Origin of the sequence: Bacillus sp. H1a (assembly GCF_000633475.1) — a bacterium.
Classification (GTDB): Bacteria; Bacillota; Bacilli; order Bacillales; family Bacillaceae_G; genus Bacillus_A; species Bacillus_A paramycoides.
Window position 1 is genome coordinate 1 of record NZ_AYMH01000013.1, and the last position, 15150, is coordinate 15150.

At 33.0% G+C, this 15150-nt stretch carries 16 protein-coding genes and 1 pseudogene; 10 read left to right on the forward strand and 7 right to left on the reverse strand.

Features of this window, described 5'->3' with window-relative positions; all coding sequences use genetic code 11:
* Window positions 1-15 precede the first annotated feature (15 nt).
* Both U860_RS0105655 and U860_RS0105660 read right to left on the reverse strand, forming a co-directional pair.
* Entirely contained in the window at window positions 16-573 is a 558-nt protein-coding gene (locus tag U860_RS0105655; protein WP_025147718.1) for a PadR family transcriptional regulator, read from the reverse strand.
* A gap of 91 nt (window positions 574-664) precedes the next feature.
* Window positions 665-2206 carry an MDR family MFS transporter gene (locus U860_RS0105660; protein WP_025147719.1) on the reverse strand — a complete coding sequence of 514 codons (1542 nt, stop codon included), beginning with the start codon at window positions 2204-2206 and terminating at the stop codon, window positions 665-667.
* Window positions 2207-2666: 460 nt separating this feature from the next.
* Between U860_RS0105660 and U860_RS0105665 the strand changes: the two genes are divergently transcribed.
* Window positions 2667-3167 (forward strand): hypothetical protein, encoded by a 501-nt coding sequence (locus tag U860_RS0105665; protein ID WP_025147720.1) that lies wholly within the window; start codon window positions 2667-2669, stop codon window positions 3165-3167.
* Between the two features lie 31 nt (window positions 3168-3198).
* Here the strand turns inward: U860_RS0105665 and U860_RS0105670 are convergent, their stop codons facing one another.
* Window positions 3199-3432 (reverse strand): phage holin, encoded by a 234-nt coding sequence (locus U860_RS0105670; protein WP_025147721.1) that lies wholly within the window; start codon window positions 3430-3432, stop codon window positions 3199-3201.
* Between the two features lie 164 nt (window positions 3433-3596).
* On the opposite strand from U860_RS0105670, the pseudogene U860_RS32820 reads away from it, so the two are divergent.
* Together U860_RS32820 and U860_RS0105690 are read left to right on the forward strand one after the other, a co-directional pair.
* Window positions 3597-3853: pseudogene (locus U860_RS32820) on the forward strand (hypothetical protein).
* A 637-nt stretch (window positions 3854-4490) separates the two neighbouring features.
* The gene (locus U860_RS0105690; protein ID WP_025147722.1) at window positions 4491-5153 is read left to right on the forward strand and encodes a YkyA family protein; all 663 of its coding nucleotides are present in this window, start codon (window positions 4491-4493) and stop codon (window positions 5151-5153) included.
* A gap of 31 nt (window positions 5154-5184) precedes the next feature.
* Here U860_RS0105690 and U860_RS0105695 read toward each other — a convergent pair whose 3' ends face one another.
* The gene (locus U860_RS0105695; protein ID WP_025147723.1) at window positions 5185-5643 is read right to left on the reverse strand and encodes a YkyB family protein; all 459 of its coding nucleotides are present in this window, start codon (window positions 5641-5643) and stop codon (window positions 5185-5187) included.
* 177 nt (window positions 5644-5820) lie between these two features.
* Here U860_RS0105695 and U860_RS0105700 point away from each other — a divergent pair, with 177 nt between their 5' ends.
* Together U860_RS0105700 and U860_RS0105705 are read left to right on the forward strand one after the other, a co-directional pair.
* Entirely contained in the window at window positions 5821-7359 is a 1539-nt protein-coding gene (locus tag U860_RS0105700) for a Ppx/GppA family phosphatase (protein ID WP_025147724.1), read from the forward strand.
* A 108-nt stretch (window positions 7360-7467) separates the two neighbouring features.
* Complete coding sequence (locus U860_RS0105705) at window positions 7468-9576, forward strand: polyphosphate kinase (RefSeq protein ID WP_025147725.1); 2109 nt, start codon at window positions 7468-7470, stop codon at window positions 9574-9576.
* A 138-nt stretch (window positions 9577-9714) separates the two neighbouring features.
* Here U860_RS0105705 and U860_RS0105710 read toward each other — a convergent pair whose 3' ends face one another.
* Together U860_RS0105710 and U860_RS0105715 are read right to left on the reverse strand one after the other, a co-directional pair.
* Window positions 9715-9951: a hypothetical protein gene (locus U860_RS0105710; protein ID WP_002173230.1), complete on the reverse strand. Its 237-nt coding sequence runs from the start codon at window positions 9949-9951 to the stop codon at window positions 9715-9717.
* A gap of 100 nt (window positions 9952-10051) precedes the next feature.
* Window positions 10052-10909 carry a metallophosphoesterase gene (locus U860_RS0105715; RefSeq protein WP_025147726.1) on the reverse strand — a complete coding sequence of 286 codons (858 nt, stop codon included), beginning with the start codon at window positions 10907-10909 and terminating at the stop codon, window positions 10052-10054.
* 246 nt (window positions 10910-11155) lie between these two features.
* Here U860_RS0105715 and fadH point away from each other — a divergent pair, with 246 nt between their 5' ends.
* The 3 genes from fadH to U860_RS0105730 all read left to right on the forward strand — a co-directional run bounded on the left by fadH (window position 11156) and on the right by U860_RS0105730 (window position 14062).
* Entirely contained in the window at window positions 11156-11920 is a 765-nt protein-coding gene (gene fadH, locus U860_RS0105720; protein ID WP_025147727.1) for a 2,4-dienoyl-CoA reductase, read from the forward strand.
* 253 nt (window positions 11921-12173) lie between these two features.
* On the forward strand, window positions 12174-13391 hold the full coding sequence (locus U860_RS0105725; RefSeq protein WP_025147728.1) for an EAL-associated domain-containing protein: 1218 nt from the start codon (window positions 12174-12176) through the stop codon (window positions 13389-13391).
* Window positions 13392-13573: 182 nt separating this feature from the next.
* A complete protein-coding gene (locus U860_RS0105730; protein ID WP_002173226.1) occupies window positions 13574-14062 on the forward strand; it encodes a DUF3993 domain-containing protein in 489 nt (162 codons plus the stop codon).
* Between the two features lie 26 nt (window positions 14063-14088).
* Here U860_RS0105730 and U860_RS0105735 read toward each other — a convergent pair whose 3' ends face one another.
* The gene (locus U860_RS0105735) at window positions 14089-14325 is read right to left on the reverse strand and encodes a glutaredoxin family protein (protein ID WP_025147729.1); all 237 of its coding nucleotides are present in this window, start codon (window positions 14323-14325) and stop codon (window positions 14089-14091) included.
* A gap of 232 nt (window positions 14326-14557) precedes the next feature.
* Here U860_RS0105735 and U860_RS0105740 point away from each other — a divergent pair, with 232 nt between their 5' ends.
* Together U860_RS0105740 and U860_RS35775 are read left to right on the forward strand one after the other, a co-directional pair.
* Complete coding sequence (locus U860_RS0105740) at window positions 14558-14794, forward strand: YkuJ family protein (protein ID WP_000055151.1); 237 nt, start codon at window positions 14558-14560, stop codon at window positions 14792-14794.
* A 186-nt stretch (window positions 14795-14980) separates the two neighbouring features.
* Window positions 14981-15130 (forward strand): hypothetical protein, encoded by a 150-nt coding sequence (locus U860_RS35775; protein WP_033795377.1) that lies wholly within the window; start codon window positions 14981-14983, stop codon window positions 15128-15130.
* Window positions 15131-15150: the final 20 nt, after the last annotated feature.

Genomic DNA, 15150 nt, shown 5'->3' on the forward strand with positions numbered 1-15150 from the left:
CTCTTTTAGAAAAACTTAATCAGTCTCTACTCCTATTTCTGAAAGGCGACTTGCAGTTGCATCTTTTAGGAGTGTGTTTAGCCAGCGCAATTCAACATTAATATGCTCAATGACGCTCTGTAAAATATATAGTTGGGCACGAGGAACTATTTGTTTGTTATGATCGTATATTGTTTGTATTGTATGTAAGTATTGAACCGTATCATCTCTCTTTTTTTCTAAAATAGGAACTAGTGCTTGTTCGTCACTAAAGTGAGCGAAAGAGAGTGCTGAATAAATTGGTTTATATATTTGATTTTTTGCTTCAAATTGTTTTAATAATAAAGTGTGGAAAAGGTTTTTTCCTTCCTCGGTTATATGGAAGATTGTTTTATCTGGTCTATTCGTATCTCGAACAATATTTGTAACACGAATTGCACCTTGCTTTTCTAATTGCTCGAAGGCATAGTATAGTGATCCCTTGGCATATTTAATATAACAATCCATTTGTCTTTCTTTCATTATGTGCTGTACTTCATATGGATGCTTATCCCCTTCGAGTAGCAAGCCGAGAATGACTAATTTCATACTCATGCTGTCTCAACTCCTGTATATAGAAATTTTATACATATTATAAACGGTATATCCTCTTTCATAAAGGGATATACCGTTTCATTTTTCCATATTAGCTTACTTGTTTTTGTTTTTGTTTCGTTTTTGGTCCTGTTAAAAGACGTTCTTTTCCCATAAGTAAAATACAGATTATACTTAGTATAGCTGGGATAAGTGCCCAAAAAAATGTATTAGCAATAGATGTTGCAAGGGCATCCTTAATTCCGCTTAGTATCTCAGGTGGTAGCTTTTCAGTAGCGTTTGGTGATAATAAGAAGCTGGTGTCTCCACCTTTTGGTGCCATTTTTGCTAATTCAGGAGGAAAGACTGCTTTTAATTTATCAGTGAAGATATGATTTTGAATCGTACCGAAAATAGTGACACCAAGGGTCATTCCTAGTGAACGGAAGAATGAATTTGTTGATGTAGCAGAACCGCGATCTCTCATTTCTAGTTTGTGAATAGATGCCATACTTAAAACTGAGAAGGAGAATCCAACTCCAAGTCCAGCGAGAATCATAAACATTGTTACGAGTGTACGAGGTGTTTCCATTGTTAAGGTGCTTAGTAAATAAATACCAAGAACGAAGAAAGCTCCAGATACCATCATAATGTTACGATAGCTTGTTCGTGAAGCTAACTGTCCACCAGTTTGACTCCCGATTACAGATCCTACCATCATTGGTGTTAAAATTAATCCAGCATTTGAGGCCGAACCACCGAGAACACCTTGAACGAAGATTGGAATATAAACTGTGCAGATGATAAAAGCTGCACCATAGAAAAAGGCAACCCCTTGGCTGGCTGCAAATAAAGGCTTTTTAAATAAATGGAAAGAAATAATAGGCTCAATCGCGTTTCTTTCTACGAAGAAGAAAATAATAAGCATAATAACAACTGCTGTAAATAAACCAATAATTACATTAGAATTCCATGCATATTCTTTACCGCCAAGTTCTAGGGCAAACATTAAACAAACGATACTAATGACCAGTGTAATGGCGCCAGCCCAGTCAATTTTTTGTTTTCGATATTCTAGAGACTCGTTGTAGTATTTAGTAATGAAGAAGAAGGAGATAAGTCCTAATGGAATATTAATATAGAAGACCCAGTGCCAGCTTATATAATCTGTAATATATGCACCTAATAAAGGTCCAAAAACACTAGATGTCCCGAAAACAGCACCAAATAGTCCTGTCATTTTCCCTCGTTTTTCAGGTGGGAATATATCATACATAATTGTAAATGCGATAGGCATAAGAGCGCCGCCACCAATTCCTTGAATGGCTCTATAAATACTTAGTTGTTCAATACTTGATGCTGTCCCGCAAAGGGCAGAACCGAATAAGAAAAGAATTAGTCCACCAATATAAAAACGTTTTCGTCCGTACATATCAGACAGCTTACCGAAAATAGGCATTCCGGCCATTGTTGCTACCATGTATGCAGATGTGACCCAAACGAATTTGTCGAACCCTCCTAGGTCTCCGACGATAGTTGCCATCGCGGTTGCGACTATTGTATTATCCATTGCTGCCATTAGAATACCAAGCAATAAACCAGCAACAACAAATTTTGTTTTGCTTGAGTCTTTTTTTGATAGTTGTGTTTCCAAATATAGCCCTCCTTTAATAAAAATTAAACTAACTTAAGTTTTTGGGTGCAGTGCATAAAAAACTTCATGTACAGTTTGTCTCGTTCCCGCGTTATTTATAAAAAATTGCACTGACATGATATAAAGATTAGAAATCATAAATTATATTATAGTCAAATTTGACTAAAAGGCAAACTTTTTCTTTCACCAAATTATTCTCTTATCCAGCTATTTACGGGCAGTAAGACTTGACGTTATTACATAGTCAATGAAGGAAAATGTAAAAAAATATTTAATAAAGAATAGCCCCTGTCACCTATTAAAAATGGTTTTTTCTTTATATTGTCGAATAGGATAAAAGGAAGAGAAATAATTAATGTGGTTTGTAACAAGTTCCAATATTTTTTTGTGTGATTTATTGTGTAGATAGGCAGAATAAAGTTGTATAGATGATACATCTGGAATGAGGTGAATTTACATTATGAAAATATGGAAACGAATTTTGGATCAAGGAAGGTATTCTATACCGTTGCAGCCTGTTTTGTGGATTGATGGTTCAAAAAAAGAAACGGAAATTCCTAATGTAGCCGTCACATTGCAAATCCGTAGTATGTATAAAGAAAAATTTTCATATGAACTAGCCTTTGATGTCAATGATATACTTATTATTCGTCTTGAAGTTGAAAATAAAGGAGTTGAAATGATTTCACGAGTTGTCGTAAGTCATATGATTCGTGACTATTTTGCGTATATCCCCAATTCTTTAAAGACAGATAAGGGGATAAGTGAATTTTTATTTCAGCTCGTAAGATGGCGAATCGATAATTTATCACCAAATGAAAAAGTGGAATTAATTTGTAAAATAAAAGCAAATAAAGATAAAGCTCCTCCAAATTCAGTATTTCAAGCTACATACACATGTCAATATAAAGGAGTATCATATGGCCCACTGCAAACAAATGAAGTGGTTGTAAGGCAATGATAAAAAGGAACCTGAGTGAAAGGTTCCTTTTTTAATGAAGATTGTGTTTCTTGAGTAATTTCTTTTGTTCTATTCCTTTTTTTCCTACATAGTTATTTTTGTACCCAACATATAGAATGAATAGAAATGAACTAACATTTACTATAGCGTCAATTTGATCGTTTGTAATGAAGTTTATTCCGAAAGATTTAAATAGTAGCTTTAATGATAATAAAAAACCAGCTAGTAAGCGCATAATATCTGATAGATTTTCTTTTTGAGGCATATATGTCACTCCTTTCTAAAAACGATATATAGTATATATATGAAATAGAATAGAAAAGGTATACAAGCTTAGGCGAAAATGTGCATTGAATATGTACATTTTTTATTTTGTAGAAAAACATTATTTTTATAGAAATATATATTGGTATAAAAAGGAGGGATAGCTTGAAACATAAAGGGAAAATTAGTGGGTTATTACTTGGAAATACAGTTGCAGTTACAGAGTGGATTGCGCTCCAGGATGTAATTGCAAAGATGGATTCGCGATCGTTTTTTACAGTCTTTATTATTTATATATTGCAAATGATTTACTAAGTGTTACTTTACTATTTGGCGCTGCTAGTTATCCGGGAGAAGGAAAAACTTTTGAAGAGTTGTTAAGAAAGGCACAAAATCAATTGTATAATTATAGAAATTCGTAAGGTGATGAGTGAAAGCTTGATTTGAAGAAGTATGATATAAAGAAATTTCCCTGTAACATTTTTTCGTTTTTTTGTTACAAAAAACATTTTTTTGTAACAAAACCTTTAAAAATATATGTAATCAGCATATAATTATGTTGGATGTGTCAATGCATTTTGCACAATGCGTTTTATTTTAAAAGTGTAGAGGAAAATAAGCTCTACACTTTTCCTTTTTAGGAAATTAAAAGAATATTTGTAAGTTGTTGCGAGATAACCTTTGTACTGTGTAAAATGGACAAAGAGATTATTTGATAGAAAGCGGAAAGGGAATGATGGAATGATAGACGTGAGAGACCAACGATCATCTTTTATCAGGTGAATTATTATAGTTGTTCTTGCAGTTATTAAAACTGAGGTAAATTCCTTTGTGTTTGAAGCTATTACATAATTTGAAACTACTAAATAATACAAATGTAGAAACGAAAGACGTAATTTTAAGTACTAAATTTGTGCAAGAAAAGAGAGAAGCTGTACAAGCATGATAAATAATTATTGATGATCTTCGTAAAAAGATGTGAGGGTGAAATAGATGAAGAATTTATACATTTTGCATGGGATTTTTGGCGCGATGATCGTTTATTAATAGGAGGAAAAGATGTTGAAATATAATAAATTAGCAATTGTAACTGCATTATCAATGACTTTACTAGCTGGTTGTTTCGGTCCGAAACCAGAAGAGGAACTATATGTTGCATTTGAGAATGCTGCCAAGCAAGAAAAAACAATGTTTGAAGATGCAAAAAAGCTTGAATCATTAGAGAAAGAAGGACAAGCATTATATAATCAAATTGTTCAAGAAGGAAAAGATAATAATCAGGTTGTTAAGGAAAAGCTTGATCAAGCAGTGAAAAATACAGATGAACGAGAAAAAGTTCTTATTAAAGAAAAAGATGCTTTAAATAAAGCGCAAGAAGAAGTGAAGTCGGCTGATAAGTATGTGAAGAAAATTGAAGATAACAAATTAAAAGACCAGGCGGATAAAGTAAAGAGTACTTATGAGAAACGACATGATTCATTTAAAAAAATGTATGATAGTTATAATAAATCTTTAAAGCAAGAAAAAGAATTGTATACAATGCTACAAGATAAAGGGACAAAATTAAAAGATATTAGTGAGAAAGTAAAGACAGTAAACCAATCCTATAAAGATATTGAGACAGAAAAAGATAAGTTTAATGAATATACAAAAGCATATAATACAGAAAAAGTTGCATTCTATAAGCAAGCAAATATTAAAATTAAAGAAGATAAAAAATAAAACAGTTTGGCCCATATTAGGCCAAACTGTTTTATTTTTTTGTATAGGTACGGCTATACCATGGAACTGGTTCGCTTAATTTTTTTTCTTGTTTTACTGCTTCCGGACCAATATAATCTTGAAGTGTTTTTTTTGCAATTGTTAAAGATAAGGTTGTTTTCGGATTTCGATAGGAGGATTCAAGATGACCAAGATGTGGTAGGGTGCGAAAATCATCTTTCGTAGGAGGGATATGGAAAAAATAATCACCTAAACGTATGAGAACATCAGATTGTTGTTGACTAAAACGCGGATTTCTAGAAAAATGTAATCCTTCTTTGATAGCTTTTTTTTCAGCAATGAGACGTTCTAAAGCAGTCTTTTTTAACCAGTATAAGTACTTAGGATTAGTTGCAGCTTTAGCATGTCGATTCACAACGAAAATAGATTGAGCTAGTCTATTAATAGAATGTTGGTTATGTAATTGAGATTGTGGTTGTGAAGGTTTCATATTGAATCTCCTTTCAAGTTTTCCTTATTATAACATAAATAAAATAGGTTTTTATTATATGCAAAAAGTGATTGTATATATTTTCAATATTAAAGCAATATTGTTACAAAAAACAACTATTTTGTATAATAGTGATAGAATATGTTTTAGAAATTTGATAATGAAAGAGTGAGAAGTTTGAAAGAAATATTAAAACAACAATATGCCATTATAGACATAGGCTCCAATACAATGCGTTTAGTTATTTATGAAAAACAAAACGGTGGTTTTTATAAAGAGATTGAAAATACGAAAGTGGTCGCTAGGCTAAGAAATTATTTAGTCAATGGTGTATTAATTGAAGAGGGGATAGCAGTGTTGTTACAAACATTATTTCAATTTCAAGAAAGTACACGCTTCTATAAGTTACATCACGTACTTTGTGTTGCAACGGCAACAATTAGACAGGCTGAGAATCAAGATGAAATTAAAAAACTTGTTGAAGGACAAACAGACTTTACTCTTAGAGTTTTATCAGAATATGAAGAAGCACGTTATGGCTATTTAGCAGTTATGAATTCTACTTCATTTTCAGAAGGAATTACAGTGGATATCGGTGGGGGAAGTACAGAAGTTACATACTTCCGTAATAGAGAAATTTTAGAATACCACAGCTTTCCTTTTGGAGCACTTTCTTTAAAGCAACAATTTATTCAAGGTGATATTCCTACTACAGAGGAGTTAGATGAGATTAGAAGGTATTTATGTAGTCAATTCCGAACGCTACCATGGATAATCGATAAAAAATTGCCTCTTATCGCAATTGGGGGTAGTGCGAGGAACATGGTGAAAATCCATCAAAATTTAATTTGTTATCCTATAGCTGGACTACATTTATACAAAATGAAAGAAGAAGATATTAAAAATGTGAAAGATGAATTAAAACAATTATCATTCATAGAACTTCAAAAATTAGAAGGATTAGCAAAAGATCGAGCAGATACAATTATTCCAGCTGTCGAAGTATTTCATATGCTTGTTAATGTTGTACAGGCACCGGCTTTTGTATTAAGCAAAAAAGGATTAAGAGAAGGTATTTTCTATGAAGAATTAACGAAAGATTTGGGGATTTCATACTATCCGAATGTAGTGGAAGAAAGTTTACATTTATTATCATATGAATACGAATTAGATATGGAATTTGTTATTCAACTTATTAAACTAGGAACATTAATCTGCAAACAACTTGAAGGAGCTGGACTCATTTCTATGTCAGCGAAAGACTGGGAAATATTCCATCAAGCAGCGAAAGTATTTAATATTGGAAAATATATAGATGAAGAAGCGAGCCGTTTACATACGTTTTACTTACTAGCCAACAAAACAATTGATGGTATGATGCATAAAGATCGAGTTAGATTAGCACTTATAGCTTCTTATAAATCAAAAATGTTATTTAAACAGCATTTGGCACTGTTTGAAGGGTGGTTTGATAAAAGTGAACAAAAGAAAATTCGATTATTAGGGGCTGTATTACAATTTTCGGCTGCTTTAAATGTGAGACAAAGGCCGCTTATTGAAACGATATATATAACGGAAAGTAAAGAAGGTTTAACATTCAGGATTTTATGTGAACAATCGGCATTAGCGGAAAAAGTCCAAGCGGAAAAACAAAAAAAACAGCTAGAAAGAGTATTAAAAACGAATATTAACTTAGTATTCGAATTAAAACAATAAATGGTACGGATGTCTTTACAAAAAATTAACACTTTAGAATATTGTAATTTGATAAAATAAAAGGAACTAAATTATATTAAAAAAGTTTCAAAGGGAAGTGTGAAGAGAATGGAATTGCTAAAGGGGAATTTAGTAAATTTAAATGATACAGCTTATTATAATAATCGTGAATTAAGCTGGCTAGCGTTTAATGAACGTGTACTACAAGAAGCACAAGATGAAAATAATCCACTTTTAGAAAGATTAAAGTTTATTAGTATTTTCAGTTCAAATTTAGATGAATTTTTTATGGTGCGTGTAGCAGGTTTGAAAGATCAAGTAAGTGCCGGATTTAATCAACCAGAAAATAAGGCAGGTTTAACACCGAAGAAACAGTTAAATAAGATTGCGATAAAAGCTCATGAGTTAATGACTGTGCAGTATAACACGTTTAAAAATTATGTATTACCAGCGCTTGAACTAGAGGGGATTGAGCGTTTAACATTCCGTGATTTGACGAAAGAGCAAAGGGAATTTATCGAGGAGTATTTCGATGAACAAATATTTCCAGTTTTAACCCCTGTAGCTATTGATGCGTATCGTCCATTTCCGATGTTATTAAATAAAAGTTTGAATTTAGCTACTATTTTATATGATGAGAAGCAAGCTGAGGAAGAAAATCGAACTAAGTTAGGAATTGTGCAAGTACCTTCATTACTTGAGCGTTTCATATTTTTACCGAGTGAGGGACAAAAGCATAAATTTATTTTATTAGAAGATGTAATTAGTGGTTTTACCCATAAATTATTCACAGGATATAAAGTATCATCAGTTACTCGTTTTCGTATTACACGTAACGCGGATTTAACAATTCATGAAGAAGGTGCACGTGATTTATTAAAAGTAATTGAAAAAGAATTGAAAAAGCGTAAGTGGGGAGCTGCCGTTCGTTTAGAGGTCGGTAAAGAACACATTGATGAAAGAGTATTGGCGTTACTATATGAGGTGTTGGAAGTAAAAGATGAAGATGTGTACATGATGGATGGACCGTTAGATTTAACATGTTTATTCTCCTTATATAAAAAATTAGCGCCTTTATATGAGCATCTTGTATATCCGGCCCTTATTCCTCAACCTCCTCAAGATTTAGGTGATGAGGAAGATGTATTTGAAAAAGCGATAGAACATGATATTTTATTACACCATCCCTTTGAGTCGTTTCAGCCAGTCGTTGATTTTGTCCGTGATGCGGCAGAGGATTCGAATGTACTTGCGATTAAACAAACATTATATCGTGTAAGTGGAGACTCCCCAATAATTCAGGCTTTGAAGGTGGCGGCTGAAAAAGGAAAACAAGTGACGGTATTGGTTGAATTAAAGGCGAGGTTTGATGAAGAGAATAATGTTCATTGGGCTAAAGAACTGGAACAGGCTGGATGTCATGTTATTTACGGAGTAAGTCACTTGAAAACGCATAGTAAAATCACACTTGTTGTAAGGAGAAAAAACGGGAAAATCGAAAGGTTTGTACATCTTGGAACAGGAAATTATAATGATGCAACAGCGAAGTTGTATACTGATTTTGGATATATTACATCGCGAAAAGACTTTGGTGTAGATGCAACGAATTTCTTTAATTATTTGAGTGGTTATACAACGAAACCGCATTTTCATCATCTATCTGTTGCACCGTTTGATATAAGAGAGCAATTTATGGACTTAATAGATGAGGAAATCCGTTATCATAGACAATATGGAAATGGATATATTATCGCTAAGATGAATTCGTTAACAGATAAACCATTAATAAAAAAAATGTATGAAGCATCACAAGCTGGGGTAAAGGTAGAGCTCATCGTTAGAGGGACATGTTGTTTAAGGCCTGGGATTCCAAATGTAAGTGAAAATATTCGTGTAGTTAGTGTTGTTGGAAGATATTTAGAACATAGTCGTATTTATTATTTCCATCATAATGGCGATGAAAAAATATATTTATCTTCAGCTGATTTGATGACGCGAAATATGGAAAAACGAGTAGAAATATCCTTCCCAATTTTAGATATTGAAATGAAAGCGAGAATAAAGGCAATTTTACAGCTTATTTTAGCTGATAACGTGAAAACACGTGAACAAAATAAAGATGGTGACTATTACTACATAATTAATAGTAGTATAGAAGAAATTGATAGCCAAGTGAACTTATTTAAGATGGCGTATCAAAATACAGACGCTGAATAATGAAAATATAGTAAGAACCTCTTAATGCAATTAAGAGGTTTTTACTTTTTTCTCTATCATATGTTCCATAAATGGAAGAATGAGTAGAGAGAATAGTTTTTATTATAGGCGTGTGATGAATCGGTTCGGTGGTTTAAATTAATAATAGAATGGTTGTTGACAAGGCCCTCCGTAACAAGGAAAAGGTGCTGGTGGTGGGAAAGGCGGTGGATATGGCGGATAAAACGGTCTAGGACCGAAAGCTAATGCTCCACCGAGCAATCCTCCAGCAATTCCAGCTAGAAATGGAACGCCGAAAAATGGAAAGAAGCGTGAGTCGCCTACTGGACCAATAGGTGCTGAACGAACTGGGACTGGTTGATAATATGGATACATGAACAAACCTCCTTTACTGGACTCACTTTTATCATATGGTGAACCAAGCGTGGATGAGCGCGTACAAGAAAGGATGTATAAGAAAATAGGCAAATATATGTTACGAATGTTGTAGGGTAAAAAGCGTAATTTCAGGTTTAGCCATAAAGCGGAATGGGACACGTGTTCTTCCAAGACCTCGATTGACATAGAGAGTCAAATTTCGAAGGTTATAGAAACCTTCAATGTAGTATTTCGCGAGGGCTGGGGTAATAATAGCACCTAAAAAAGGAAGTTGTACTTGTCCACCGTGGCTATGACCAGAAAGTTGAAGATTGATTGGATATGTAGCGATTTTGGGTGCGATATCTGGCTCGTGAACAAGAACAATTGTATAAATATTTTGCTGGGCATGTTGTAATGTTTCCTCTATTTTTGGCTTGCCTAGTAGTATATCATCGATTCCAAAAATGGAAATTTCACTATTATCCAATAAACGAATTCGTGTTTCTTTATTTTGTAAAAGTTCAAAACCAGATTCACGCATGATGTGATCATAGTATTCGGTTCCATATCCGCCGTGGTCGTGATTTCCATAAATAGAAAATTTACCGAATGGTGCTTTTATATTTTTTAAAATGGATGCAACAAAAGGAGCTTCAGTATATGTTTGGTAATTGTCAATGAGATCACCAGTAAAAAGGACAATATCTGGCTTTTCGGCATTGATTTTGGAAACGATTTGAGATAGGTGTTGGAGTGAGAAATAGTATCCAAGATGTAAGTCACTAAATTGAAGGATCTTCATACCGTGAAAACTTCTTGGTATGAGAGGTGATTTAAGTGTGTGTTTTGTAAAAGAGACGCAATGTGGTTCTATATATTTCGCATAATAATAGCCGATGCTAGCGGTTATAAATGAATATAGACAAGTGCGTATTCCGGTTTTTAAAAAATTTCTTCTTGTAATTTGCTTCATAATAATGTGAGTATACCTATCAGGTTTACAGCAAATGTATGTATTCCATATACAGGTTACTCGAATCTCCTTTCAGTTTGTTTTTTTAAATATATTTTAGACTCGAGAAAAGTAGTATAGATTAAGGAAAATAGAAGAGAAAGAAATTTCTTTACATTAAAATATCAGAAAAATTTAAAAATATAAAGATTTCTATCAAATTAAATGATAAAATGAATGTGTATTCATTTTTGGGAGGGGATGTAATTGAAAGAAAAAGTAGTTATTATAACAGGTGGATCGAGTGGAATGGGAAAAGGAATGGCGACTCGCTTTGCAAAAGAAGGGGCACGAGTTGTTATTACAGGGCGTACGAAAGAAAAGCTAGAAGAAACAAGGCTAGAGATTGAACAGTTCCCAGGGCAAGTATTACCTGTACAAATGGATGTACGCAATACCGATGATATTCAAAGAATGATTGAACATATTGATGAGAAGTTTGGACGAATTGATATTCTAATAAATAATGCAGCTGGAAATTTTATTTGTCCAGCAGAGGATTTATCTGTGAATGGCTGGAATGCGGTCATTAATATTGTATTAAATGGAACGTTCTATTGTAGCCAAGCTGTCGGGAAATATTGGATTGAGAAAGGTATAAAAGGAAATATCATTAACATGGTGGCAACATATGCATGGGATGCAGGTCCAGGAGTCATTCATTCAGCTGCAGCAAAGGCTGGAGTATTAGCAATGACGAAAACGCTTGCTGTTGAGTGGGGACGTAAATATGGAATACGAGTTAACGCTATCGCACCAGGACCAATTGAACGCACAGGTGGTGCCGATAAATTATGGATTTCAGAAGAAATGGCTAAGCGTACATTGCAAAGTGTTCCACTTGGTAGACTGGGTACACCAGAAGAAATTGCGGGTCTAGCTTATTATTTATGTTCAGATGAAGCTGCATACATAAATGGAACTTGTATGACAATGGATGGTGGCCAACATTTGCATCAATATCCATTTTAAAAGGGATGAAAAATGAATGATTTATTCATTTCTTCGCGGTAAAATATGACGAAATTGTGACATGTGAAAGAAAAGTGTTTACAAGAGGGGATATATACGTTATATTTAAGACCTCTTTTTTCTTCATAGTAGAATTGCTAATTCCCCTTAGCATTTTACCCCTCTAATCCCTTCAGGAACACTGAAGGGATTTTTTATTATTTTTCCGTAAATATCGTGTTATAATTTTGAAAAGTAAAGGGAGGGAAGCACGTTGATAGATGCATTAGATGTAATGAGTAACTTGGATAAAGTCCTTCCTTATTATCAAGCTATTTTTAGTGCTGATGAGCATACAGTAATTGGATATGAAGTCGTAGGACGTATTCAAACAGAAGAGGGCATACAAAGTTTAGCCTCTTTCTTTCATGATGATTCTATTCCGAGTGAGTTCCAACTTGAAGCAGATAACATTATTGTAGAAAAAGCTTTACATAGGTATTTAGAAAGCGATCAAAAATTATTATTATTTATACATCGGAATGCTAATGTATTAATGAATGATGAAGACGAAAGTTTACTTCAACTTTTGTTGATGTATGAAAAGCAAGGTTTAAACTTGAAATGCATTGTTTTAGAGATAACAGAACATGAATGTAAAGAAGATATAGAACAATTTAATCATTTACTTATGTATTATCGTACATACGGTATTCAAATTTCGATTAATAAAGTTGGAACAGGTACAAGTAACTTAGAGCGTATTAGCGTATTAGCGCCAGATATTTTAAAAGTAGATTTAACAAATTTAAGGCAAACTGCACTTTTACAATCTTATCAAGATATTTTATATTCCCTATCATTACTTGCAAGAAGAATTGGTGCAACATTGTTATATGAAGAAATAGATGCTTTTTATCAACTGCAATATGCTTGGAAAAACGGTGGTAGATATTATCAAGGTAATTATTTGAAAGAATGTTTACCAGATTTTATTGAAACAAATGTTTTAAAAGAGCGACTTGGTAATGAATGTCATCAATTTATTCAGCATGAAAAGAAGAAATTACAAAAAATTTATAATTTAACAGAGATGTTACGTAATCAAATTGGAGATGTTTTATCCAAACAAAAAAAGAATGAAGATATAAATGATTGGTTATTACAATTTAGCCAAAGCGTATCACAATATAGTTTTCGGATATTTATTTGTAATGAAGATGGTTTTCAGCAATCGGGTAATATCATGAAAAAAGATGGTGAATGGATCATTATGCCAGAGTATTATATGAAGAACTGGAGTTGGCGCCCGTATTTTTTAGAGAATATAATGAAAATGCGTTTTGAGAATAAGGCAAGACTTTCAGATTTATATGCTGATATCGAAACTGGTGAAATGGTACGAACATTTTCTTTCCCAATTGATGATGAAAACTTTTTATTTATAGATTTATCTTATGAATATTTATATGAAGAAGATGTTTTATTTTAATGCACGAAGAGATTCGTGCATTTTTTTGTTTGTTTTTATCATAAATTGGTAATAGTGAAAATGATGATGAAAATGCTGTCTATCGTTGTAAAGATTTTACGAACGAAATCATCCCTTTCTTTGCATAATCATTGTTACAATGAATACTACAAAGACAAGCTCTTTAAAGGGAAGGTGAAAAAATGAGGAAATATGGAATATGGTTTGTTCTATTTGTATGTGTTGCCTTTCTAGTTGGCTATAGTGTCACAACTGTTTTAGGAAAAGAAGAAGTAAAAGTTGATCGGAAAGAAGTATTTACAACGATACAAAAAGGGTATGAGACACAATTTTCAATCCGTGGGAAGCATTTGCCAATGAATAGGATGATAGAGACGTTATCACCGTATTTTACAGATAATTTCCTTCAAGTTTTTACAGATGAAAACAGTAGAAATGATAAGCAGAGTGGCGAATATTTACTTCCGGCAAAAGAAGCTCCTTTCTCCTTTAATTCAGAAACAAAAATGTCTTATGATGAAGAGCATAAAAATTTATATGTATATGAGCGGGCGAAAAGTGGACAATATCAAATTGTGACATTGCAAAAGGACAACGGGAAATGGAAATTAGCAGGGTATCATGAAAGTCAGGAACTTTTGACTGAAATAAAAAGATTGCAACAATTATAAAAATAGGAATAGGTGTCTTCCTATTCCTATTCTATATTTAATAACTGCTGTAATTTTTCGATTTGAAAACCTGCGACAACTTCTCCGTCAATTACAACTGTTGGAGTTGAATAGGAGTCATAGTCATATAAAAGGCGATTGCGAGCGGCAGCGTCTTTTTTTACGTCAAATTCTGCATATGCAACGTTATTATGTTTTAAAAATACTTTCACGATGACACATGGCGGACAATCTGGTTGTGTATAAACCTCAATTTTTTTCATTGTAATTCCTCCCTTTTTCTGTTTTTTATTATATTCTGCCAGTATAAAAATCGCAATAAAGAAGAGAAAAGATGAACTTTCTTCTTTTTACTTCGTATTTCGACAAATTTTAGTTGAGTTTCTGGCCAAGAACCTTTATCCTAGAGTGTGGAACATTTTTTCTGTTATGACGGATAGAATGAGTATAGCTGTAAAACCTATTGGTAGGAAGATTAGAGAAAGGAGAGATTTCATGTCTCTACTCCAAGGAATTTTAACTCGACTTGTTAGTCTACAAGAACAAGCTGAAAGCGGTGAAGTAGCACAACGCTATTTTGAAGTGAACGGTGAGCGCAAATGTAGCGTGAAATTTTTCGATAAAAGTGAAATGTATGAGTTAGAAGTGTATCAACAAGGTGAAAAACCTCAAGTGTATCAATTCGATAACATCGACATGGTTGCAATTGAGATTTACGATATCATTTCTTGATACATATAAAAAAGGTACTGCCAAATGGTAGTACCTTTTTTAGTTATATTACTTAAAAAGCTATACAGGTAGTGAAAATCGCATTTTTAGTCCCGATCATATAAAGGAGTTTTTACAAACGTACATGTATAGGAACTTTTTGTTTTTCCTACAATGGTAGTAAATATAAAATAGGAGGTGTGAAGAATGGAACGCTTACCGATTGTTATTTGTCCGAATTGCCACAATCACGCTGAAATTATTCATGTATTAACCGCCCAGTCTAATCAAAATGTAATTTATACGTGTAGGTTTTGTCATTATGTAATTCGAAATATTGAAACGAATAAAGGATAGTAGTTATAATTTTTGTTTTT